Genomic DNA, 23784 nt, shown 5'->3' with positions numbered 1-23784 from the left:
GGCGTATCATTTTACTGCTTACAATATATAGATTTTTACCAATAAATATAGTAGTATAGAAAAGTAATATAAATTAAATTAAATAGTAATTATGAGGTGACAATATGAAAGGTAAATTATATGGTATTGGAGTAGGTCCTGGTGACTCTGAATTAATGACGGTAAAAGCGGCTCGCTTAGTAGGAGAAGCTGATATTATTATTACACCGAAAACAGAAAAGAAAGATGGTTCTGTAGCCTTAAATATTGCAAAACCATACATTCAAGAACATACAGAAATTATTCCTGTTGTATTTCCAATGGTGTTTCATGAAGAAACATTAAGTGATGCATGGATAGAAGCTAAAAATATTATTGTATCATATTTAGAACAAGGGAAAAAAGTTGTGTTTTTAACATTAGGGGATCCAATGTTTTATAGTACGTATATGTATGTATATCGCCTAATTGAACATACTGGATATGATATTGAAACAATTCCAGGTGTACCAGCATTTTGCGCAATTGGTTCACATTTAGGCTATCCAATTGTTGAAAAAGAAGAGGTATTAGCCATTGTTCCTGCTACAGCACCAAAAGAAAAAATAGACGCAGTTATGGCAGTAGCTGATGATGCTGTTATTATGAAAGTTTATAAAAATTTTGATGAAGTACAAGCTGTATTAAAGAAACATAATATGGCTGATGATGCAGTTATGATTAGCCGTGTAGGGCTACCTGATGAAGAAGTATTTTGTGGGCTTGAGAATATGCCAGCTGATACGAAATTAAATTATTTATCGACCATTCTAGCCAAACGAAAAGATAGATAAATATAGATAATACATGGGATGAATATGATAATTCTGTGAGTAAAAGGTTATGTTAATACATAATAAAGGTAAATATATGAAAACTGTACAAAGACCAAGAGTAGTAATAGCAGGTACAAATTCTGGAGTTGGAAAAACAACTATTGTAGCAGGGCTACTAGCTGCTTATAGACAAAATGGACGTGTAGTGCAGTCATTTAAAGTGGGCCCGGATTATATTGATCCGGGCTTTCATAAAATGGCAGCAGGCAGAGATTCTTATAATTTAGATACTTGGTTAGTTCCTCCTGATAAGATGATACCTTTTTTTGAATCAGTTACTGATTCTGTCGATATATCGATTATAGAAGGTGTCATGGGATTATACGATGGTGGACGCGAGGGGGTTAGTTCGACTGCTGAAATTGCTAAACGCTTAGCAGCACCTGTAGTATTAGTTATAGATTGCAAAGCCATGGGAGAAAGTGCAGCAGCTATTGCTAAAGGTTTTAGAGATTATGATAGAAATGTAAATTTTGCCGGCGTTATATTAAATCGATTAGGATCAGAAAACCATGAAAAAATGATTCGTCAAGGCATGGAGAAAGTAGGAATTCCTATTATAGGTAGTATTTATCGCGATAATCGTATGCAATCTCCAGAAAGACATTTAGGATTAACACCTGTTACGGAGTTTGATCCTACAGAGGCAATTGCTACTATTCGAGATGCTGTTACTAGTATGGTAGAGTTAGATACACTTTATAGGATTGCTCATTCTGCGCCACCATTAGTAAGCGAACCTATTATCCCTACTACAACAACAGAAAAAGTAGCGCGTATTGGTGTGGCTTATGATGAAGCATTTTCTTTTTATTACCCAGCTAGTTTGGCTGCATTAGAGGCTACTGGAGCTGAGTTAGTATATTTTAGCCCGTTAAAGGATGCGCATTTGCCAGAAGTGGATGGTCTTATTTTCGGCGGCGGATTCCCAGAGATGTTTTTAGGACAATTAGAAGCTAATCGTAGTATGAAGACAGATATTAAAAATAAAGCCCTAGAAGGTATGCCTATATATGCCGAATGCGGGGGACTTATGTATTTATGTCAGTCAATTACGGATTTTGAAAACCATACATTAGAGATGGTAGGAGTTGTACCTGCACGTACGGTCATGGAAACATCATTACAGAAAGTTGGATATGTAACGGCAACGGCATTAAAGGACTCTGTGATAGCTCATAAAAATGAATCTTTACGAGGCCATGAATTTCATTTTTCAACGATGATACCAGAAGTTGACGATTTTCCTTGGGCTTTTCAATTAGTAGGTGGTAGAAAGGTACAAGAGTATAAAGGTGGATATGCCAATGGAAATGTATTAGCTACCTATTTGCATATTAATTTTGCTGGTTGTGATATCGCTCGCAACCATTTCGTTCACGCTTGTGTTACATATAAACATTCCAAGTAATTATGTGATACGTTTTATAGGCTTCTTTATATTTATATTTGTATACAATCATTTATATATGTGTTAATTTGCTATTATAGTGTATCAGTTAATACTGTGGGAGGTGTACTATGTCAGAACGAGGATTGATTTTGATAAATACTGGTGACGGCAAAGGTAAAACTACAGCAGCCTTGGGTGTTGCATTGCGGGCAGTTGGACAAAATAAAAAAGTGTTAATTTTGCAATTCATTAAAGGTGGACAAAATTATGGAGAGTTAAATGCGATTAAACGATTAGCACCACAAATAGAAATTCGTCCTATGGGAAAAGGATTTATTTTCCATAATAAAGATAATGTTAGTACTGCTGAATTAAATGAGCATAAGAAAGCTGCTGATGAAGCATGGAATATGTTAAAGAACGAAGTAAATTCTGACGAGTGGGATTTAATTATTTTGGATGAAATTAACTATGCCATGCATTATGGATTAGTTAGTGCTGAGTCTGTTATACATCTTTTAAAAAATAAACCAGAACGATTAGATATGATTTTAACAGGTCGTAATGCACCAGAAGAAATTATTGCCTTAGCGGATACTGTTACAGAAATGAAAGTGGTAAAACATGCCTATCAAAAGGGAATAAAAGCTAAGAGAGGTATTGAATTTTAAGTGCCTTAATGGAGGCGAGAATATAGCTATTTTATTTTTGTGCAGAATTTATGATATGTTGTTATCTGCGAAGTACAGTATATTTCTATACAGTAATTGGTTATAAGAGTATGTAAATAGAATAATTTCGAAAAAGATATTGACCTTTACGAAAAAATTCGATATAATGAATGTGTAATTAAAATTATTATGAATGATGTATTAATCATTTTTATTAAGTATAATAATTTATTAAGTAATATTCTATATGTAGGGAGGTCGTCCTAATGGCAGTACATGATTATATTAAAAGTGCAGATTTTAAAAATGAAAAACATGTTCCTGTAATTGATTGTGCAGATACTTTTAAAGTTGGAGAAAAAGCAACTATTGAAGTGGCAGTAGGCAAAGAAATTGCACATCCTAATACAACAGAACATCATATTAATTGGATTAAATTATACTTTGTTCCAGAAGGAACACAAGTGCCTTATGAAGTAGGGGCCATTGAATTTAATGTACATGGTGAATCTGCTGCAGGTGCTAATGAAGGGCCTGTGTTTGCTGAAGCTGAAGGTTCTTTTAAAGTTACATTTAAAAAATCTGGCAAATTGATTGCTGTATCGTATTGTAATATTCATGGTTTGTGGGAATCTGAAAAAGATATAACAGTAGCATAGTTGCCAATTGAAGTAGATAGTTTTGCGTTTCATATAAAATACATCTTTTAATCAAATATACAAGAGCTGCAATACTTATAGTATTGTAGCTCTTTTTATGTATCTTTTGATTGTTGATCTTTTTTAGGTGACATAATAGAGTATTTTCTATGTTGTGGAAAATATTTTATGATATAAAAAATTACCTTATATGTAATTAAGGTGTTACAGTTGTATTACAGGAATGAAGAGATTGCTTGTAGACTACATACATTAGATGAATTAATCACTATGAGGGATGCTTCTTTAAAAATAACATTTTATAATAGTATAAATAGATTCTGAAGTATCATGTTTGCTATAGATTATAATAAAAATGTAAGTAGATTATTGTATTTTGCTATATTAGTCATTATATTATTTCTACTAGAAGATATATAACAGTTAATTAAAATGGATACAGATGAGTGTCATCCTGATGATTGACGAATGGGATAGTATATTAAAATTATAATGAGATAGATACATGATAGTAATAGTATTCAGATAGATGATTGTAATAGTATAATGTATGATTTATCTGAAAACAGGTTATAGCGATATCATAGATACGTGTAGTTCTATACTTTTATAAATTTCTATATTTCAACTGATTGGCAGAAGTTAGATATAATTCATACATTTCATAGAGCAAATTTTCATTATGTAAAATAGACAGTACATTTCCTTATATATGTCCATCCTGAATGAATAATTATCTATTAAGAGGAGATGAAATAGCTAATATCCTTTACTAAGAGAGAAATTTATGATAAAGTAAGCATTAATCGTATTTAATATTTGATGCAAATGAGGGAGAAGCCGTGGCTTTAATTGTAAAAAAATTTGGCGGTAGCTCCGTGGCTACACCAGAAAAGATATTTAATATTGTTGATCGTGTATTAAATGAGAAAAAAGAAAATGATCAAATTGTAATTGTTGTGTCTGCTATGGGTGACACTACAGATGAATTAGTATCCTTGGCAAAACAAATAACATCTAAGCCATATGGACGTGAAATGGATAGGTTATTATCGACAGGCGAGCAAGTAACGATTGCATTGATGGCGATGGCTTTTACAGAGCGCGGTCATCAAGCGATATCTATGACTGGACCACAGGCGGGTATTCAGAGTAGTGCGGCGTATGGTAAAGCACGTATTTTAGATGTGTTTCCAGAACGAGTATTCTCTGCATTACAAGCAGGTAATATTGTAATAGTAGCAGGCTTTCAAGGAATTGTAGAAAACGGTGACATTGCTACATTAGGCCGTGGTGGATCAGATACAACAGCAGTGGCTTTAGCTGGTGCGATGAAGGCTGATGTATGCGAAATTTTCACAGATGTAGAAGGGGTTTACTCTACAGATCCACGTATTGCATCTGATGCAGTTAAACTACAGGAAATTACTTATGGTGAGATGCTAGAAATGGCTCGTTTGGGAGCAGGCGTTATGCAACCACGGGCGGTAGAAATGGGAAGTCGTTATGGTGTTCCTATACATGTGCGCTCAACTTTTTCTACTAATCAAGGAACTATCATTCGGGAGGAATATACTGTGGAATCAAATAAACGTGTTATTACTGGCGTTGCTGATGATATTAATGCGGCTAAAGTATCTTTGGTAGGGGTCGAAAATAAGCCGGGCGTTGCAGCTACTGTATTTAAAGCATTAGCAGATAAAAATATTGATGTGGATATGATTGTTCAAAGCATTCGCTCTACTGATGATGCTGTTACTGATATTATTTTTACTATTTTATGTGATGATGTACCATTAGCTCGTGAAATCTTAGATAAACTTCATGAAACTATAAAAATGGAATCGATTAATATTGATGAAAATATGGCGAAAGTATCAATTGTTGGAGCTGGTATGCTAGGACAACCAGGTGTAGCAGCACAAATGTTTGGAATCTTAGGTGAAGAAGGTATTAATATTGAAATTATTAGTACTTCTGAAATTTCAATTACATGTTTAGTGGCAGAAAATCGTGTGAAAGATGCTGTTCGTTTGATTCATGAAAAGTTGTTTTTAGGAGAACGAGGATAATTTTGGAAAGGATCGGATATGGACAGTTTACATAGCTTTATTGATGAAATGTTGCTAGATAGTGATACTAAAAAAGACATATTTCTTGAGGCACTTTTAAAAGATATTAAACAACAACCGATACCAACACTTAAACAAGCACAGAGTGGCTTTACTGTGTCCAGTCATTTACATGGCATTCGCATGAATTATGAGTCTCATGAGGTTACTATTGTATATAAAGTAGTTCCTGATTTATATGACGATTATATAGTGAATTTTGCTCAATTTGCAGTTATCGTTGAAGGATTGATTACATGCAGGCGAAAACAGCGATGGGCGTTAGAATCTTAATATAGTATTGTAGATTATTAAGAAATACATGTTGAAATACAAATTGTTTTCAACATGTATTTTTTATAATTTATAGTAATTCTCTGTAGTAGTCAAATATTTGTGCTACAGACTCTTGATGATGTACGTAAAAAGTACTCTGCTATATATTTATTAGGTGATATAAACACTAATATTTTTTGCACTATGTTATTATATCTACTTGCGTCCCGTTGATGTGCTTTTGAAAAAGCGGCAAGATTTGTTAACTTCTTCTGTAAAATCATTCTCTATCAACTGTATGACTTCATTCTACTTTTCCATTTTACATGGTGAAAATGGGTGTATCACCTTATGTTTTATACCTAATTCTTGTAATATTCTATCGAATAAATATTCTCGCTTCTTGATATCATAATTAGTGAATTCTCGTGTATTATCTGCCTGTACTGTTTGTATGTCAACGATCATTCGATCTGCTACATCTATCAAAAATCTGCTTGTATTAGTCACGCATTTCTCATTTGTAATCGATAATATACGTTTTGGGAGTATTTATAGATAGAAGTCATATAGCAAAACTAATTAGTATCGATAGCATTTAGTAGTTAACATTTATAATTTGAATTTTTATAAAAGTTCTTTCATATTGTAGTAGTATATTTTAATAAAATGAGTTTTTACAACATAATAGAGATAGAGTATGTTATAATTAAAAATACTAGTGATTATCAATATTAAATGATGTTATTAGTAGTATATGTTAAATACTATTAGAAATCTATCAATATAGTGCGCAAATAGATTCTTACTAATTTTTGGTAAAATGATTAATAGTATGAGTTAGTTAATGGGGTGAATATAATGAACTTACATAAAGTGTATTCAGGATTTCTTGTAAAAAGAATTGAAAAAATTTCAGAAATTAATGGTATAGCCTATGAATTATACCATAAACAATCAGGTGCTCGACTTATTTATATTGATGTGGATGATACAAATAAAGTTTTCTCTATATCCTTTAGAACACCACCAAAGGATAGTACTGGCGTAGCTCATATTATGGAACATTCTGTGTTATGTGGATCAAGGAAATTTCCTTTAAAAGAACCTTTTGTAGAATTAGTTAAAGGATCATTAAATACATTTTTAAATGCCATGACCTATCCAGATAAAACCATGTATCCGGTAGCAAGTAAAAATGATAAAGATTTTCATAATTTGATGGATGTATATTTAGATGCCGTATTCTATCCTCGTGTAGCAGAAGATCCTGAAATTGTTATGCAAGAAGGATGGCATTATGAAATGGAAACGCCTAATGATGACTTAATTTATAAAGGGGTAGTGCTAAATGAAATGAAAGGAGTTTTCTCCTCGGCGGACTCTATCCTAGAACGTCATATGATGGAAACACTATTTCCAGATACAACGTATGGAGTAGAATCTGGTGGTGATCCAGAGGTGATTCCTCAGTTGACCTATGAAAATTTTCAAAAATTTTATAGAGAATATTATCATCCATCTAATAGCTACATATTTTTATATGGGGCTATGGATATTGAAGCACAGTTGCAATTTATTAATGATGAATATTTATCTCATTTTAAAGCCATTACAGTTCATTCTGATATTCCATTACAAGCACCTTTTTCAGAAGGAAAAGTATGTTCCTTTCCTTATGGAATTGGATCTGAAGATAGTGAAGAAAACAAGAGTATGCATGCATTAACGTATGTATTGCCAGAAATGAATGGAGAAAAAAGTTTAGCCTTTGAAATAATAACCCATGCATTGTTAACATCTCCAGCAGCACCATTGAAAAAGGCATTAGTACAAGCTGGTATTGGTAGCGATGTAAGTGGTTATTATTTAGATAGCTTGCGACAACCAATATGGAATATTTCCATTACAGGATCTAATATGGACCAACAAAAACAAGTAGAAACGGTTGTAGAAAATACATTGCGAGAATTAGTATCCGCAGGACTAGATAAAACGATGTTAGAAGCATCATTAAATAACATCGAATTTTCTTTGCGGGAGGCTGATTTTGGAGGTAGGCCTATTGGATTAGCCTATAATATTCGTATGATGGATAATTGGTTATATGATAATGATCCAATTGAGTTATTGCGATATGAGAACATATTGTCCACTCTTAGAAAAGGGTTGTCTGAAACATATTTTGAAGACTTAATTACCGATGCTATTTTACAGAATACCCATAAAGCGTTGGTATCGATTTATCCAGAAAAAGGTTTGCAAGAAGCTAAAGAAGCTGAAGAAAAAGAAAAATTAGCAGCTATCAAAGCTAAAATGACCTCTGATGAAATAGAACATGTAATCGCTACCACTAAAAAACTTCATGCACGACAAGCAGAGCCGGATTCACCGGAAGCACTGTCTTCAATTCCATTGCTAGATTTATCAGATTTAAGTGCAGATATTGAAGAAATTGAGAGAAGAGAATCCTATGTTGGCGGCACTAAGGTGCATTTTATTCCCACTTTTGCCAAAGGGATTAATTATACTGGTTTTTATTTTAAGTTAGACTGTTTAACAGAAAATGAGCTATTTTATGCAGATTTATTGACTGATTTGCTAGGGCGCGTTGATACTACTGCTATGTCCTATACTGATTTAGCAAATGATATTAATTTAAATCTAGGTGGATTTAATGCAGATATTACTGCTATTGGTAAAGAAAACGATCGTGATAAATTTGTGCCGCTTATGATTATTCGTGCGAAAGCATTACATAGTAAATTATCAGAATTGACACGTATTATCCATACAATTTTGCAAGAGTCAGAATTTACAAATGTAGAACGATTACATGAATTGATTTCTGAAAGTAAGGCTATTTGGGATACAGAGGCGTTTCGCCGCGGTAACACTATTGTTACCCAACGAGTATTAGCGCAAGTATCATCTATTAGTAAATTTAGAGATGCAGGTAATTTAAGTTATTATCAAAAGATTAGTGAATTGGTAAAACAGCCTGATGCTCTTTCTCACTTACCGGAAAAGTTAGCTTCTATAGCTCAAAAATTATTCCGTGCCAATAATGTAGAAATTATGTTTGTAGGGGAGGAACATGAGTTTGACTCATTTGTAACATTGCTAGAGCCTATGTTAGCTAATTGGAATCAAGATGAACTTCCTGTTGGGAAATTGGCTATGACACAATCTTTCGTAAATGAAGGAATTCTTACCTCTGGAAAAGTTCAATATGTTGGTAAAGGTGGTAATTTTAAAGATCATGGGTTTGTACATTGTGGAGCTATGAGCGTCTTAGAAACAATTTTGCGCTATGAATATCTATGGATTCGAGTTCGTGTACAAGGTGGAGCGTATGGAGCATTTGCCAATTTCTATGAAAATGGAAACATGATTTTCTGTAGTTATCGAGATCCTAATCTTATGAAAACACTAGATACATACGACGAGTTAGCAGAGTATCTAAAAACGTTTACTATTACAGATAGAGAAATGCGTAAATATATTATTGGCACTATGAGCGGACTTGACTTACCAATGACACCAGCGTTACGAGGCCCTCGTGCGATGGGATTGTATTTTAGTGAAACACATTTAGAAAATAAAATTAATTTTAGAAAAGAGGTTATCGCCTGCACACAAGAAGATATAAGAAATCTTTCTCAAGTCGTTCATGCCGTAATGGCAGATAATCACATATGTGTTATGGGGAATGAACAAACAATTAAAGAAACACAAGAATTGTTTGATAGTCTTGTACCATTACAACAATAAGAAAGCTTATATATAAATTAATGAGTTATAACTATATGAGTGGTACATTGTTTAGAATATATAAGGCTATATCATTTATTACTAGATATTGTCGTTGTATATGTTGCTACTAATGAAGAAATGATACTATTGGTATAAAATGAATGTAAGGATTATATATGCGCATGTGATAAAATGCCTCATTGTATAGATGTTTACGCTAGTATGTTAGATTAATGACAAGGAAGTTTGATATATGAAAGGGCGTTTTGCACCTAGCCCGACAGGTAGAATGCATTTGGGAAATCTTTGGGTTGCCATATTATCGTATTTATCGACTCGACGGCAAAAAGGACAGTTTGTCATTCGTATTGAAGATATTGATAGACAGAGGTCAAAACAAGAATTTTCAGAGTTACTGCTAGATGATTTAGAGTGGTTAGGTTTTGAATGGGATGAAGGCCCACGTGTTAGTAATAACGATAAACAATATTATCAGAGCTATCGCGGGCATTATTATGAATCCCAATTAAATGAGTGGTCTAGTAAGGATATTATATATCCTTGTTATTGTAATCGATCAAGACTTCAAACGATTATGTCTGCTCCTCATTTTGGAGAACTGATACCTATTTATGATGGTCGTTGCCGTGACGCAGATGTAAAAATTTTCAATGAAATAGCGCATAAAAAGGTGCCATCATATCGTTTGAAAGTCAAGTCTTGTTTAATTGAATATATAGATTTTTGGCAAGGGTTAGTTAGCGTGCATATAGAGGAAGGATTACATGATTTTATCCTAAAACGTTCTGATGGTATGTATGCATATCATTTGGCATCAGTGCTAGATGATATTGCTATGGGGATTACAGAAGTGCTTAGAGGCTGTGATTTATTAGAGCCTACAGTATTTCAAATATATTTATATCAATTGCTAGGGAAAAAGGTCCCCGTTTATAAACATGCACCATTACTAATGGATACGCATGGACATCGATTATCTAAAAGACAACAGAGTATTACTATTCAAGAACTAAGACAGATGGGATACTCATCACATCAAATCATAGGATTATTGGTGGAAAAGACTAAGCTGGTTGATTCTCGTTATGTATCGAGCAGTGGCATTTCTCTAGATGAATTATTGGATGTATCATTAGATCAAGATGTATTGAAGAAGTCTACTATTATACTCTAATTATTTAGTGTAATACAGATAGGAAATAGATTATATTGACTTTTTTCGATATTTTTATATAATAATACTTAGAAAGGGTGGTCGTATGACAATCGAAGAAGCGTTAAAAAAAGATGTAGTTTGGGCCGTCTTAGGTGCAACGCCTAAAGAAACTAAATTCGGTTTCAAATTATACAAACGATTAAAATCGTATGGCTATGAAGTATACCCTGTAAACCCTAATGCTGAACAAGTGGATGGCGATATATGTTATTCTACGTTGACGGATATACCTAAAGTAGTAGATATTGTAAATGTAGTAGTTCCTGAGCAAGTCGGTGTAGCTGCTATGAGCGAATGCGAGGAATTAGGTATATCGACGGTTTGGCTGCAGCCTGGTGCGGATACGGATGCTGTTATCAATGCTGCAAAAGAACGAAATATCAATGTAATAACTGATTGTGTATTAGTACAATTACCATAGGAGGAGTTATCATGAAAGAAGTAAAAACAGCAGACTTTAAAGTGGCCGTAGAAGAGAATACAAAAGTAACAGTTGTTGATTTTTGGGCACCTTGGTGCGGTTATTGTGTACGTATGATGCCTATCTTTGAAGGCTTAGATAAAAAAATTGGCGATAAAGTAGATTTTGTTAAAGTTAATACAGATGAAGAACCAGAATTAGCGCGTCAATATAATGTTGAAGTATTACCAACCTTTTTAGTGGTAAAGAATGGTGAAGTAGTAGATAAAAAAGTGGGATTTATTCCTGAAAACGAATTATTAGCTGCTATTGAAAAGGCTTTATAAGATGTATATGAGCATTTACTAATTTAATAGAGTATTTTTAAGGATTACTATAGTCTTAGCATATATACAAATGCGATGTGTATTTATATATGATGATTAAAGGACTTATGGTAGTCCTTTTTTGTATGCAATTTTGAAAGTAGCCATATTGAATATCTTCATTGGCATATAAATATGAGCTAATAAAATTTTTAGAATATAGAAATGAATTTTTATGTATTTGAAAATGTTTACATATTATACAAATATTTGTTCTACCTTTTGTATGTATAGAAAGGTAGGGAATTTAATTAACCTTATATAATATTCATAAAATTAATAAAAGTAATGAATTTTTAATGAAATGATGTTGTTTATGGTGGGGAATTGTGGTAAAATTTACCATATAGTGGTAAATAAGTGAGGAAGGCGGTGCTAGACTATGTTCATGGGAGAATATTCACATACGATTGACACAAAGGGTCGTTTGATTATTCCTGCAAAAATACGTGAACAATTAGGTGACATTTGTATTGTTACTAAAGGTCTAGATAATTCTTTGTCCATTTATACGGAAGAAGCGTGGACAAAAATTGCTGAAAAATTACAAAGTTTACCATCTAATAAAAGTAATGTTCGTGCGTATAAGCGTTTTCTTTTTGGTAGTGCTTGTGAACTTGAGTTTGATAAGCAAGGTCGCGTGTTAATTCCTAGCTCCTTAAGAAAATATGCAGAGTTGAAGAAGGCTGCTGTCGTTGTTGGATCAGGTGACCATGTGGAAATTTGGAGCAAAGAACGATGGAATACATATACTGATGAAGTCGGTATTAATATGGAAGAATTGGCTGAAAATTTAGACTTTGATGGCATATTATAGGAGGCAATATTTTGGAATTTAGACATACCAGTGTATTGTTAAAAGAAACTGTTGATTCAGTTGTCACTAATCCTGATGGTATATATGTGGACTGTACACTAGGTGGCGCTGGACATGCTCATGCTATAGGAGAGCGATTATCGAATAAGGGAATGCTGATAGGATTGGATCAAGATATAGTAGCACTTCGTGTAGCTAAAGAACGTTTATCTGATTTAGCATGTAGAACGATGACAATTGCCTCTAATTTTAGCGATTTAAAGAGATCTTTAATGGAACATGGAATTGAGAAGGTTAATGGATTTGTTTTTGATTTAGGGGTTTCTAGTTATCAATTAGATACGCCAGAACGAGGGTTTTCCTATATGCATGATGGCCCATTAGATATGCGCATGGATATAAACAATCAAATTACTGCTGAACAGATAGTTAATGAATATCCAGTAGAGGAACTACATCGTATTTTACGTGACTATGGAGAGGAACGATGGGCGAAACGTATTGCTCAGTTTATTGTAGAAGCTAGAAATCATCATAACATTACTAGAACTAGTGAATTAGTAGATATTATAAAAAGAGCAATTCCTGCAAAGGCTAGACAAGATGGCCCACATCCAGCAAAACGTACTTTTCAAGCAATACGCATAGAAGTAAATAGAGAATTAGATATATTGCATGATAGTTTTGTAGATGCCATATCTATGCTGCATACAGGGGGACGTATAGGGGTTATTACATTTCATTCGTTAGAAGATAGGATTACTAAACAAACATTTAAAGAAATGAGTACAGGATGTATTTGTCCACCTGAACTACCTATATGTGTATGTCATCATAAAGCGGTGATAAAAGTTAAAAATAAGGCGATTGTACCGAGTCAGAATGAAGTTGAATTAAATCCGAGAGCACGTAGCGCTAAGCTACGAGTAGCAGAAAAATTGTAAAGTAGATAGGTGGAAAAGATATGTTAGCAAGAAAGGCATTTGGGGATACGAAGACAAGTATATATGCACCGCGTGGTGTGATTGGAGCCAGACAAAATAACTCGTTTATATTGGATCTTACACCGACAATGAAACGGACTATTCCTATTCTAATACTTATAGGGTGTTTCCTGGGAGCCATTCTTTTCTTGCGATCTTTATCCGTTGCCTCAGGGTATGATGTGGTTAAATTACAAAACAATGTGATAGAATTAACAAAACAACAAGAAGCGTTAGAAGTTGAAGTGGCTACATTAAAGTCGCCAACACGAATTCAAAAAATTGCACAAGATACATTAGGAATGGTTTTGCCTAATAGATTCGTATATAATAGTAAATATACTACTACGGAACGCAATACAAAAAAGACGCAGCAGATTGTAGATTAATTAGGTGAGCAGCTCCCAGTGTGGGGCTGCTTCTATTATGTAAAGAAATGAGAGTGCATGATGAAAACAATTAAAGAACTACTTCAATTTATCAATCCTATAGATGTTAAAGGTAATATTGATATAGAAATATCAGATATTACTGCCGATTCGAGACAAGTAGAAAAGGGATCGTTATTTATTTGTTTAGATGGGTCCACAGTAGATGGGCATAGTTATGCACAACAAGCCGTAGATGCTGGTGCAAGTGCATTGTTGGTATCTAAAGATGTTGCAGTTGTTGGAGATGTTACCATCATTCGTGTTGAGGACACACGACAAGCTATGATGGGATGTGTACCAGCTTTTTTTGATTATCCAGCATTATCAATGCGTATGATAGGTGTTACTGGGACTAATGGAAAAACTACGACAACGCATATGATTGCGCATATTTTGCGAGCAAAGGGGTATAAAGTTGGTGTTATTGGTACAGTTCATATACTTATTGGTGACACATCATATCCAATTCATAATACAACTCCAGATGTGGTGGATTTACAACATATATTGGCACAAATGGTACGGGAGGGAGTCACACATTGCGTTATGGAAGTATCCTCTCATGCGTTAGCATTAGGTCGTGTGGCAGGTGTCGAATATGATACAGCAGTATTTACTAATTTGACACAAGATCATTTAGACTTTCATAAAACATTTGAAAATTATTTGGCGGCTAAATGTAAATTGTTTGAGCAAGTAAGTGCGGATAATCAATATAAAAGTAATAAAGGAGCCGTTATTAATATCGATGATCCTTATGGATGTCGTGTTGTTGACAAAACAACAGCACCTATTATAACGTATAGTACATGTGGAAAAGGCAGTCTAAATGCTAAAGATATTGCTATGACTGCTAAATCTTTAACATATACGATTTCTTATAATAATCGCGAATACCCAGTGACGATTAATACAACAGGATTGTTTAATGTATATAATACATTAGCTGCTATTGGTGCATGTTTATATGAAGGACTTTCATTTGAAGAAATTGATACAGCCTTATCTAGTTTTTCCTCAGTGCCAGGGAGATTTGAGTTAATTGAAGAAGGACAACCATTTGCTGTAGTCGTTGATTATGCGCATACTCCTGACGGATTAGAAAATATTTTACAAACTGCTAAAAAGATAGTACAACATCATATTATTGTTGTATTTGGCTGTGGTGGTGATCGGGATACTACAAAACGTCCTATTATGGGAAAAATTGCTGCTCAATATGGGGATGTTATTATAGTTACTTCTGATAATCCTCGTACAGAAAATCCTGAGAAAATTTTGAAAGATGTAGAAGTGGGTGTTAAAAATAATTTGAGAGAAGGTACTTCGTATCGAGTTGTTGCAGATCGACGGCAAGCTATTCAAACAGCCATTGCTATGGCTCAAAATGGAGATGTGGTTATTATTGCCGGAAAGGGACATGAGAATTATCAAATATTAAATGAAGGAACAATTCATTTTGATGATCGAGAAGAAGCTCGCATAGCTCTTAAGGAGAAATAATATGGCTCAATTTACATTGCAAGAAGTTATAACAGCAGTTAATGGCTTATGCCAAGGATGTGAATCGGTAACATTTTCAACTGTTGTTACAGATACTAGAAAAATTGTATCTCATTCTTTGTTCGTTGCTTTACAAGGAAATAATTTTGATGGACATGATTTTTTGATAGAGGCTAAAAAAGCTGGTGCCATAGGAGCTATCGTTCAAAAAGGAAAGGGCATTGATGATTTTCTTTGTATTGAAGTAGAAGATACATTGCGTGCCTATCAAGATTTGGCAAGGTTTCATAGACAACGGTTCTCGATCCCTGTTATAGCAATTACGGGCTCATCCGGTAAGACGACTACTAAAGAAATGTTAGGTGCTGTACTTAGCAGTCAATTTAATGTATTGAAAACGGAAAAAAATTTTAATAATGAAATCGGCTTGCCTATGACTTTGTTGGAGTTGACCGGTTCTCATGAAGTTTGTATTGTAGAAATGGGCATGCGTGGATTAGGACAAATTGAAGAATTAGCTTCGATTGCAGAACCAACTATCGGTATTATTACGAATGTGGGAACGAGTCATATTGAACTTTTGGGTTCTCAAGAAATGATAGCACAAGCAAAAGGTGAATTGATTAGGCATTTACCTAGTACGGGTATTGCTATATTAAATGAAGATGATGTGTTGGTAAAAGCCATGTCTTCTGATGTAAAAGGAAAAACGATTACTTATGGACTAGAAGGCACGTCTACTGTACGTGGGAGCCATATATCTTATAAAAAAGACGGCATTAAATTCACTTGCAAATGTTATGATGACGTGTTTGATATCTTTTTACCAATGATTGGAGTTCATAATGTTTATAATGCGTTAGCAACTATTGCTGTAGCAAGAGTATTAGGTGTTGCGACAGGTAAAATAAAAAAAGCATTTTCTACTTTTACTGGCATGGCGATGCGACAAGAGATTATTCCATTAGATGATATAGTTGTTTTAAACGATGCGTATAATGCGAATCCATCATCTATGGCGGAATCAATTAAGGCACTAGGACAATTGGAAGGAAAACGGAAAATTGCTATGCTAGGAGATATGCTAGAATTAGGTAACTATACGAAAGAAGCACATGAGGCTATAGGACAGTTGCTAGCAGATGAAGGGTATGATATGGTATTTACACTAGGAAATGCATCTTCCTTTATTAGTAGAATAACAGATTCTTTGGGTATTCCTTCATGGCACTGCTTGAATCATGTGGATATGGGGAATGCTTATTGGCCATTGCATAAGAAAGGAGACATTATTTTAGTTAAAGGATCTCGTGGATTAGCAATGGAGAAAGTAATTACTCATATACAAGATAAATATAGAAATAATAAAGTTTCATATAATGAATAAGAAATAGTAGGAGACGTATCATGCTTAGCTCAGATATATTAACATCAGTAGTAGTTGCATTCGTAGTAACATTGATAATAACGATTGGTATTGGAAAAGTATCGATTCCGCTGTTGAAAAAATTACATGCACAACAAAGTATACGCGAAGAAGGACCTAAGAGCCATCAATCTAAAGCTGGCACACCAACTATGGGCGGCTTATTTATGATGCTTTCACTTACCATTAGCGTACTTATTTTTTCTCCGTGGACAGCAACGACAGCTATTTTACTACTACTTATATTAGGCCATTGTGCACTAGGCTTTTTTGATGATTTTGTAAAATCAGTAAAAAAAAGAAACTTAGGATTAACAGCGAAACAGAAACTATTAGGTCAAATTATTTTGGCCGGTATTTTTTGCTATGTAGTAACTCAATATATAGTATTGCCCACAACCTTGTGGATTCCTTTAGCTAATGTTACTATAAATATTGGATTCTTATACTATGTATTGGCTTTTGTTGTTATTGTGGGTACTTCGAATGCTGTTAATTTAACTGATGGACTAGATGGTTTGGCAGCTGGTACGGCGGCTATAACGGCTATTGCGTATGCTGTGATAGGCTTGCTATATGATAAAATAGAAATTTCCTATTTTGGTGCTATCATTTGTGCTGTATGCTTAGGCTTTCTAGTATTTAATAGTAATCCAGCAAAAGTATTTATGGGCGATACAGGATCATTGGCGTTGGGTGCTGCTTTTGCAGGTATGGCTATTATGACGAAAACTGAATTGCTTTTAATTATTCTAGGCGGTGTATTTGTGGCAGAAGCATTATCTGTGATTATTCAGGTCATATCATTTAAAACGAGAGGCGTTCGCGTCTTTAAAATGAGTCCAATTCATCATCATTTTGAACTGTCTGGATGGACGGAACAGAAAGTGGTTAATAGATTTTGGATTGCTGGGGGTATTCTCGCATTAATTAGTTTATGTATCTATTTTATAAAATAATAAAATGATATGATGTATGATGATATAGAAAGTTGAACATTGGTTTTATATCTGAAATATATCTAATGTACATCATACTGGTGTATGTTAGATATAGTTTAGATACACATACATATAAGGTGATAAAATGGAGTATCGTGATAAACATATTTTAGTATTAGGAGCTGGCACTAGTGGGATAGGAGCAGCTCATATAGCAGCCATGTTAGGTGCACATGTAGTATTAAATGATTATACTTCTATTAAACTAGAGGCAGATATAGAAACACAATTATTGAACGCGGGGGTTACAATTATCACTGGTTCGCAAGATAATAATTTATTATGTGATATAGATCAAATTATTGTTTCTCCAGGGATTTCTTTATCTATTCCTATTTTAGTAGAAGCACGACGTCGTCATATTCCTATTATTGGAGAGGTTGATCTAGCATATCATATTTCGAAAGCCCCTATCTTGGGCGTCACAGGAACAAATGGTAAGACGACAACTACTACTTTGTTAGCCGATGTTATGAAAGCCGTTAACCCTCATGTATATGTGGGTGGCAATATTGGAAAGTCTTTAAGTGAGGCGGCGTATCGAGTACCATCGGATGGATACTTAATAGCTGAATTATCCAGTTATCAATTAGAAAGTGTGGAAGAATTTCGAGCACATGGTGCTATTGTGTTAAATGTTACCCCTGATCATTTAGCGCGTCATAAAACACTTGAAGCGTATGCTAAGGCAAAAGCTAATATATTTAAGAACCAAGATAATCATGATTATCTCGTCTTAAATGCAGACGATATGATTGTTAAAGCTATGGAAGATGAGGCAGACGGAATTATATTATATATTAGTCAAAAGCAGAAAGTATATAATGGCGCATACTATGCAAATGGTGTTTGTTATGCAGTTTCTAATGGCATAGAAGAAGCAATTATAGATGTTTCACACATTTTAATCCCAGGGGCTCATAATATTGAAAATATATTGAGTGTTATTGCATTGACGTATGCATTAGGAGTGACAAAAGACATTCTTTATAATGTGATTAGCCAATTTTCAGGGGTAGAACATCGGTTGGAAAAAGTTGCCGTTATTCATGAGGTTACATATTATAATGATTCTAAAGCTACTAATGTAGACTCTGTGATTAAAGCACTTCAATCGTTTACAGCGCCAGTTATATTATTAGCAGGCGGTCATGACAAAATGACACCACTGCATGATTTGATGGATTTGATTAAGTGTAAAACTAAAGCATTACTATTGATGGGGGAAGCTGCGGATAGATTCGAACAATCAGCTCGAGAAGCAGGTGTGTTATCAATCTACCGTGTTAATTCTATGCGAGAAGCGATTGAATTAGGACAAAAATTAGCTGTGCCTAATGACGTTGTATTATTATCACCAGCGTGTTCTAGTTTTGATTGGTATTCTTGTTTTGAAGAACGAGGCGATGATTTTAAACGTGAAGTAATGAGATTAGCACAGCAGGGGTGATACAGAATGAAACGTATTATTATTTCAGGCGGTGGCACAGGTGGACATATATATCCGGCCATTACTATTTATAAAGAACTGATGGCTATGGCAGATGTCGAGGTTTTATATATTGGTACTGAGAAAGGCTTAGAAGCTGACTTAGTTCCTAAAGAGGGAATTAATTTTAAAACCTTACCTGTACAAGGGTTACAACGTAAGCTTTCATGGGGCACAATCGTTACAGGTGTTAAATCTGTTTTGTCAGTTCTAAAAGCATTTGTAATTATAGAAAAATTTAAGCCTGATGTGGTAATCGGGACTGGTGGATATGTATGCGGGCCTATTTTGTTGGCTGCCGCATTAAAAAAAATTCCTACATTGATTCAAGAACAGAATGTTATAGCAGGTATTACAAATAAAATACTAAGTCGTTTTGTTGACGTAGTAGCAGTAGGGTATAAAGAAGCAAGTACTTCTTTTTCTCGCTGTAAGCGAGTCGTTTATACCGGGAATCCTGTTCGTCCAGAAATTCTTGTTGATACTCGTGAAGAAGGACGTAAGTACTTTAATTTGCAAGATGATGAATTTGCTGTTATTATAGCAGGAGGTTCTAGAGGTGCAAGAACTATTAATACGGCTATGATTGATGTACATAAACATTTTAAAAATCGAGATGGTATTAAATTAATACATATTACTGGTAATAGTGAATATCAGAATGTTATGCAAGCCTTGCATATTACAGAGGGAAATAGTTTCAGTAGCTCTTCTATTATTCTGCCATACTTGCATGATATGCCAAAAGCGTTAGCAGCAGCAGATTTGGCAGTGTTTAGAGCTGGCGCCGTTGGATTAGCAGAATTAACCGTACGTGGTATTCCATCTATTTTAATTCCTTATCCGTATGCTGCAGAAGATCATCAAACTTATAATGCTAGAATATTAGTTAAGCATGGTGCTGCACGCATGATTGTTGATAAAATGTTAAGTAATCAGGATTTGATTAGTGAAATAGAATCATGTATGGCAGATTCACATAGATTAAAGAATATGTCTAAAGCCGCATTAGAGCTTGGTAGACCAACAGCAGCTCATGATATTGCTAAGCTGGTATTAGAAATTGCTAAATAATTAGATAGGAGAGACATCTATGTTAGATGGTATTCATAAAATACATTTAATTGGCATTGCTGGTTCAGGTATGAATGCAATTGCCAACATATTAATTTGTAAAGGCTATGATGTAACAGGCTCTGATATTAAAGAGTCTCCCATTATTGATAAGTTTAGAAGTATGGGGGCTACTATTCATATTGGACATGATGCATCATATATAGATGGAGTAGATGCAGTAGTTCGTTCAACAGCAATTCATGATGATAATCCTGAAATTGTGGCTGCTAAACAAGCAGGTATTCCAATTTTACATCGATCAGATATTGTTAAAGCTGTTATAGATGTAACAAAGGGAATTGCTGTCGCAGGGGCTCATGGTAAGACTACAACTACATCTATGTTAGGGCAAATATTTTGTGAAGCAAATCTTGATCCTACTATTATTATTGGCGGACAAGTTGACTATCTTGACAATGCTAGTAGTCGATTAGGGAGGGGAGATATTAGTATTGCAGAAGCTGATGAAAGTGATGGGTCATTTCTAAAATTAAATCCACAAACAATTGTTATTACTAATATAGAAAATGATCATATGGACTATTATGGAACTATGGATAATTTGCTTCAGGCATTTTGTAAGTTTATAGAAAAATTACCTAGATCAGGACAGGCAATAGTTTGCGGAGATAATCCTAATATTCAACATGTTATGCCTAAGGTGCAACGAGATTTTATTACCTATGGAATGAGTGAACATAATGCATATATAGCTAAAAATATTCATTATGTGGATAGTACACTCATGTATGATGTAGTCCATGATAATGTGACTGTAGCTCGTATACGATTGCGTGTTCCAGGTAAACATAATGTATTAAATTCTTTGGCAGCCTTTGTAGTGGCTCATGTGGTGTATGGTGTTGATATCACAGTGATTCAAAAAGCACTTTCTAAATTTATAGGCGCTAAACGTAGATTTGAAACCAAAGGTCATGTAGCTGGAGTATGGGTGGTGGATGATTATGCACATCACCCAACAGAAATTGAAGCTACCTTGAAGGCCGCGAAAGAATTAGAGAAACATCGTGTTATTTGTGTATTTCAACCTCATAGATTTACGCGCACTAGTTTATTACTCAAGGAATTTGCTCGTGCTTTTAATGCAGCTGATGAAATTTATATGACAGATATTTATAGTGCTGGCGAAGAACCTATTCCAGGTATTGATGGACATTCTATTCCTAATATGATAGAAAAAGAAAGTCATCGTAAAGTTAATTATATTTCTAACATAGAGGATGTTCCTAGTATATTAAAAAATGTAGTACGGCCTAATGATTTAGTGATTACTATGGGGGCAGGTACGATTAATCAATATGGACCAAAATTACTTGCTTTATTAGAAGAGGGATTATGATGAAAGATAAACATATTATTGTATTAGTAGGTGGACCATCTAAAGAAGCAGAAGTATCGCGTCGTACAGGGACGGCTATTAGAGAGGCACTTATTGGATTAGGATATCATGCTAGTATTTTGGAGTTACATGAAGCGACACTATTAGATGATATTAAATCAATGAAAGGTGATATTGTTTTTAATGCCTTACATGGTAAGTTTGGTGAAGATGGTGCATTACAAGGAACATTAGAAATGGCCGGTATACCATATACTGGATCAGGTATTATGGCACAAGCTGTCGGTATGAACAAGAAAATCAGTAAAGCTGTTTTTTCAGGAGTAGGCATTCCTACAGCTAGATCTATCAATTACAATGCAAATCTTATCTCAGTGTCTGATATTGTAGCGGATATTAATGAGAAGTTTACTATACCAGTTGTTGTAAAAGCAGCCACACAAGGATCAAGTATAGGCGTTGCAGTTGTTAAGTCCTCAGATGATTTAGTAGCAGCGGTTGAAGAAGCTATAAAATATGATCCCATTTTAGTGGTAGAGGAATATTTAACAGGGCGAGAATTCACCGTATCTGTACTGGATGGTAAAGCATTAGCTGTTATAGAAATTCGTCCTCATTCAGGAGAATATGATTACGAATCTAAATATACATCGGGTGCTACTGATTATTTAGTGCCAGCGCCTATTAGCGATAGTTTAACAAAACAAATGCAAGCCATTGGTGAATTAGTATATGAAGAAATTCAAGCTAATGGCGTTATTCGTGTCGATATTATGACCAATGATAAGGATGATCCATTTGTATTAGAATATAATACAATTCCTGGCATGACATCCACATCATTAGTTCCCAAAGCGGCTAATGCAGTAGGCATAGCATTCCCTGAATTGTGCGAAAAAATATTATACTCCGCAGGATTAGGTAAATTCTAATGATAGGAGCTTTCTATGAATAAAAATAATAAGCATTCATTTTCTCTTAAACGAGATGATAATGGTGAAATGCTTACTTCAAGTAAAGAAGACACTGCATATGTTGACTTTCGAGGTAGGACGGCATTTCCTTATAGAGAATCTGATTTTGACGGTGCAACTCCTATTGAGAATACGCCAGAATATATTGATCATGATGCAAGCTTTGAAAAACGGAAAATCCGACAAAGAAAAATTAGAAGCTATAAGCATAAACGTAGGAAAAAGATTCTTAGAATTATGATTGCTATATTGATAATCATAGTTGCCTTATTATTACTACCTATACCGTTTGGAAGTTTAGAAGTAAATGGCAGTAAAAAAGTAACCACCAATGATGTTTTGGTGGCCGCAGATATTCATGAGCCGATAAATATATTACAAATACGCTCAGATACAATTAAGGAGAAAATGAGTCATGATTTACGGGTGGAAAAAGTAGAAATCACTTATAAATTCCCGTTGACGATGTGTGTCAATATAACTGATAGAAAGCCAATAGCTATTATTACGACACAGTTCGCTTTTATTACACTTGATAAAAACGGCCAAGCAATTAATAGTGAGACGGCAATTACTGATGAAACTGTGCCAATTATTTCTGGTATTAAGCCTGGTAATGTATTGCTAGGAGATAAGTTAACTAATCAGTCTATTTTGTCGGCCCTTACTTTTTTAAATGCCTTATCTGATGAGGGATTATCCAAGATAGCAGAAGTGAATGTGGGAAATCCCAACGAATTAGTAGCCTATACAGTTGATGGCTTACCAATTCATATTGGAGACACTACAAATTTAGAAAAGAAAGCAGCACTTTCAGAAAATATGATACAGGATATTAAAAACAATAATTTAAATGCAGAATATATTGATGTGAATATTACATCACCGTTTATTAAACAATGATAATTAATTTATTTTAAGAAATATAAAAATAGTGTATA

At 34.2% G+C, this 23784-nt stretch carries 22 protein-coding genes; 21 read left to right on the top strand and 1 reads right to left on the bottom strand.

Going from position 1 to position 23784, the window contains the following annotated elements; genetic code table 11:
* The first annotated feature begins 104 nt into the window (after positions 1-104).
* From cobI to P6940_RS01505, 6 genes are all read left to right on the top strand, one after another.
* The gene (gene cobI / locus P6940_RS01530; RefSeq protein WP_028257418.1) at positions 105-812 is read left to right on the top strand and encodes a precorrin-2 C(20)-methyltransferase; all 708 of its coding nucleotides are present in this window, start codon (positions 105-107) and stop codon (positions 810-812) included.
* A gap of 76 nt (positions 813-888) precedes the next feature.
* Positions 889-2265: a cobyrinate a,c-diamide synthase gene (locus tag P6940_RS01525; protein ID WP_277292980.1), complete on the top strand. Its 1377-nt coding sequence runs from the start codon at positions 889-891 to the stop codon at positions 2263-2265.
* A 110-nt stretch (positions 2266-2375) separates the two neighbouring features.
* Positions 2376-2918 carry a cob(I)yrinic acid a,c-diamide adenosyltransferase gene (gene cobO, locus P6940_RS01520; RefSeq protein WP_038151071.1) on the top strand — a complete coding sequence of 181 codons (543 nt, stop codon included), beginning with the start codon at positions 2376-2378 and terminating at the stop codon, positions 2916-2918.
* Positions 2919-3184: 266 nt separating this feature from the next.
* Positions 3185-3577: a class II SORL domain-containing protein gene (locus P6940_RS01515; protein ID WP_028257415.1), complete on the top strand. Its 393-nt coding sequence runs from the start codon at positions 3185-3187 to the stop codon at positions 3575-3577.
* Positions 3578-4419: 842 nt separating this feature from the next.
* Positions 4420-5649: an aspartate kinase gene (locus tag P6940_RS01510; protein ID WP_028257414.1), complete on the top strand. Its 1230-nt coding sequence runs from the start codon at positions 4420-4422 to the stop codon at positions 5647-5649.
* 18 nt (positions 5650-5667) lie between these two features.
* Positions 5668-5982: a hypothetical protein gene (locus P6940_RS01505; RefSeq protein WP_028257413.1), complete on the top strand. Its 315-nt coding sequence runs from the start codon at positions 5668-5670 to the stop codon at positions 5980-5982.
* A gap of 291 nt (positions 5983-6273) precedes the next feature.
* Here the strand turns inward: P6940_RS01505 and P6940_RS01500 are convergent, their stop codons facing one another.
* Entirely contained in the window at positions 6274-6474 is a 201-nt protein-coding gene (locus tag P6940_RS01500; RefSeq protein WP_052076804.1) for a hypothetical protein, read from the bottom strand.
* Positions 6475-6825: 351 nt separating this feature from the next.
* Between P6940_RS01500 and P6940_RS01495 the strand changes: the two genes are divergently transcribed.
* From P6940_RS01495 to P6940_RS01425, 15 genes are all read left to right on the top strand, one after another.
* Complete coding sequence (locus P6940_RS01495; RefSeq protein ID WP_277292979.1) at positions 6826-9738, top strand: insulinase family protein; 2913 nt, start codon at positions 6826-6828, stop codon at positions 9736-9738.
* Between the two features lie 235 nt (positions 9739-9973).
* Positions 9974-10915: a tRNA glutamyl-Q(34) synthetase GluQRS gene (gene gluQRS, locus P6940_RS01490; RefSeq protein ID WP_277292978.1), complete on the top strand. Its 942-nt coding sequence runs from the start codon at positions 9974-9976 to the stop codon at positions 10913-10915.
* Between the two features lie 85 nt (positions 10916-11000).
* Positions 11001-11378 (top strand): CoA-binding protein, encoded by a 378-nt coding sequence (locus tag P6940_RS01485; protein WP_028257410.1) that lies wholly within the window; start codon positions 11001-11003, stop codon positions 11376-11378.
* Between the two features lie 11 nt (positions 11379-11389).
* Positions 11390-11704, top strand: a complete 315-nt coding sequence (gene trxA, locus P6940_RS01480) for a thioredoxin (protein WP_051212039.1) — start codon at positions 11390-11392, stop codon at positions 11702-11704.
* Between the two features lie 421 nt (positions 11705-12125).
* A complete protein-coding gene (mraZ, locus tag P6940_RS01475) occupies positions 12126-12560 on the top strand; it encodes a division/cell wall cluster transcriptional repressor MraZ (protein ID WP_028257408.1) in 435 nt (144 codons plus the stop codon).
* 11 nt (positions 12561-12571) lie between these two features.
* Positions 12572-13504, top strand: a complete 933-nt coding sequence (gene rsmH / locus P6940_RS01470) for a 16S rRNA (cytosine(1402)-N(4))-methyltransferase RsmH (RefSeq protein ID WP_277292977.1) — start codon at positions 12572-12574, stop codon at positions 13502-13504.
* Between the two features lie 20 nt (positions 13505-13524).
* Positions 13525-13932 (top strand): septum formation initiator family protein, encoded by a 408-nt coding sequence (locus P6940_RS01465; protein WP_277292976.1) that lies wholly within the window; start codon positions 13525-13527, stop codon positions 13930-13932.
* 60 nt (positions 13933-13992) lie between these two features.
* Positions 13993-15477, top strand: a complete 1485-nt coding sequence (locus P6940_RS01460; RefSeq protein ID WP_277293052.1) for a UDP-N-acetylmuramoyl-L-alanyl-D-glutamate--2,6-diaminopimelate ligase — start codon at positions 13993-13995, stop codon at positions 15475-15477.
* A gap of 1 nt (position 15478) precedes the next feature.
* On the top strand, positions 15479-16864 hold the full coding sequence (locus P6940_RS01455) for a UDP-N-acetylmuramoyl-tripeptide--D-alanyl-D-alanine ligase (protein WP_277292975.1): 1386 nt from the start codon (positions 15479-15481) through the stop codon (positions 16862-16864).
* Positions 16865-16884: 20 nt separating this feature from the next.
* On the top strand, positions 16885-17862 hold the full coding sequence (gene mraY / locus P6940_RS01450; protein WP_423839093.1) for a phospho-N-acetylmuramoyl-pentapeptide-transferase: 978 nt from the start codon (positions 16885-16887) through the stop codon (positions 17860-17862).
* 127 nt (positions 17863-17989) lie between these two features.
* Entirely contained in the window at positions 17990-19354 is a 1365-nt protein-coding gene (murD, locus tag P6940_RS01445; RefSeq protein ID WP_277292974.1) for a UDP-N-acetylmuramoyl-L-alanine--D-glutamate ligase, read from the top strand.
* A 6-nt stretch (positions 19355-19360) separates the two neighbouring features.
* Positions 19361-20467 (top strand): undecaprenyldiphospho-muramoylpentapeptide beta-N-acetylglucosaminyltransferase, encoded by a 1107-nt coding sequence (murG, locus tag P6940_RS01440; protein WP_277292973.1) that lies wholly within the window; start codon positions 19361-19363, stop codon positions 20465-20467.
* A gap of 19 nt (positions 20468-20486) precedes the next feature.
* Positions 20487-21869, top strand: a complete 1383-nt coding sequence (murC, locus tag P6940_RS01435) for a UDP-N-acetylmuramate--L-alanine ligase (protein ID WP_277292972.1) — start codon at positions 20487-20489, stop codon at positions 21867-21869.
* Positions 21869-22801 (top strand): D-alanine--D-alanine ligase, encoded by a 933-nt coding sequence (locus P6940_RS01430; RefSeq protein ID WP_277293050.1) that lies wholly within the window; start codon positions 21869-21871, stop codon positions 22799-22801. Before murC ends, P6940_RS01430 begins: the two co-directional genes overlap by 1 nt.
* A gap of 15 nt (positions 22802-22816) precedes the next feature.
* Positions 22817-23746, top strand: coding sequence for a cell division protein FtsQ/DivIB (locus P6940_RS01425; RefSeq protein ID WP_277292971.1), 930 nt, complete (start codon positions 22817-22819; stop codon positions 23744-23746).
* Positions 23747-23784: the final 38 nt, after the last annotated feature.

The sequence above is a fragment of the Veillonella montpellierensis genome (assembly GCF_947090115.1).
Lineage (GTDB): Bacteria > Bacillota > Negativicutes > Veillonellales > Veillonellaceae > Veillonella > Veillonella montpellierensis.
Note: the sequence above shows the minus strand (reverse complement) of the source record. Positions and strands in the feature narration are given on the sequence as shown.